This is a genomic window from Desulforhopalus vacuolatus, assembly GCF_016918505.1.
Taxonomy (GTDB): Bacteria; Desulfobacterota; Desulfobulbia; order Desulfobulbales; family Desulfocapsaceae; genus Desulforhopalus; species Desulforhopalus vacuolatus.
This window is the reverse complement of the sequence record NZ_JAFFPZ010000085.1, coordinates 1-1,518: the sequence shown is the minus strand read 5'-3', so window position 1 is coordinate 1,518 and position 1,518 is coordinate 1. Positions and strand designations below refer to the sequence as shown.

The 1,518-nt window shown below is 35.5% G+C and carries 1 protein-coding gene; it reads right to left on the bottom strand.

Going from position 1 to position 1,518, the window contains the following annotated elements:
* A partial coding sequence (locus JWG39_RS15985) for an IS1182 family transposase (RefSeq protein WP_205220436.1) occupies positions 1-1,331 on the bottom strand: 1,331 nt, incomplete at its 3' end.
* Positions 1,332-1,518: the final 187 nt, after the last annotated feature.

Genomic DNA, 1,518 nt, shown 5'->3' with positions numbered 1-1,518 from the left:
GGTTCAACAATAACTTTTCGTTTTTTATAGATTTCTTTGGAGGTTTCTGCCTCCATTTTTTCATTCATCTGTTTTCGTAAGGGTTCTTTGTCATCTGTATTTATTGTACGAGCTTCGCCTTTTGTAGATTTGCAACATCTATTTTTATATTCACATCCAGTACAAATATCAGAAGAACCTTGATATATCTTTTTGCCATATTTTGATGTGCTTTTCAGGATAAGAACTTGACCACCAGGGCAAGTAAAGCAATCTTCCTGTTCGTTATAAATAAAATCTGCTTTCGTCAGCTTACGGGTCGACTCATTCAAAGATATTCTATTCTTCTTCTCCTCTTTGTTCGTTGCAATATATGCGTCAAGATCTGCAGACTCCAAAGCCTCAAGATTGTCCCCAGACATATAGCCATTATCAGCGCTCAGTTTTGAAGGTAATATGCCGGTTGTTGCCTCAATATTGTCTACAGCAGGCTTGATCTCATTTTTATCATTTGCATTCTGACTTAAATGCTGACCGACAATTATCTGGTTATCTTCATCTACAGATATTTGCCCATTGTATTGATAATCAAAGTTGCCATTTTTACCCATTATACGTGCATCGGTATCCGCAAAACTAATTTGTTTTTTACCATCAATTTTCTTCCCGGGATAGAGCTTTTCCTCTCTTTTCTCTAAGGCTTCTTTGGCCGTTTTTATTTTGGCCAACCTTTTTTCTTTAAATTTTAAATCTTCGGGAAGTTCATATCCGGTTTTCTCTTTATATTTTTTATCCTCATTCTCGTCGAGCTTATTGGCTTTTTGAATAATGGAGTCAATTTCCTTCATTAACTCATTTTCTTTCTTCTCAAGTCGGTTATAGCTCATAGCTTTATGTTTAGAGGTCTTTGCCTTAAACTTTGAGCCGTCTAAACTCACATGACCAAGTGACGCAAGTCCAAGTTCCATAGCTAACAGGACACTTTGCTTAAAGCACTCATGGAAAAATTCACTGTTATTTTTCCTAAAATCGCTTAACACCCTGAAATTAGGGCAATTCATTCCTGCTATGTACATAAAGGAAAGGTCTTCGTTGCATCTTCTCTCTATCTGTCTTGAACTAAAAACTCCATGAGAGTATGAATATATAAGAATAGAGACAATCAATCGGGGATGATAAGCATTCTGACCTCTTCTACTGAACTTCTTTTCTATGCTGGATGTGTTAAGTTGATGAAAAATATCATCATACAGGTAGCATTCATGGTCATCTGCAAGCAGATCAAAAATATTGCTTGGAAATAATTGTCGCTGATTAAATTCTATCGGACTTTTTTTGAACGGGATCGACATAGGAAAACCTCTCTTGATTTATTGGTTGTATTATACCATTAATTCAAGAATATCCCCCATTTTTTGTTTATATTACAGTATGTTACTGACTATAATTGTTTATTCATTCGTCAATAATGTAAATACCAAAAGTAGCCATTTTCATAACAGGTCAGGTTGCTTTTTCTATTCTCGGACAGGCTCCTAG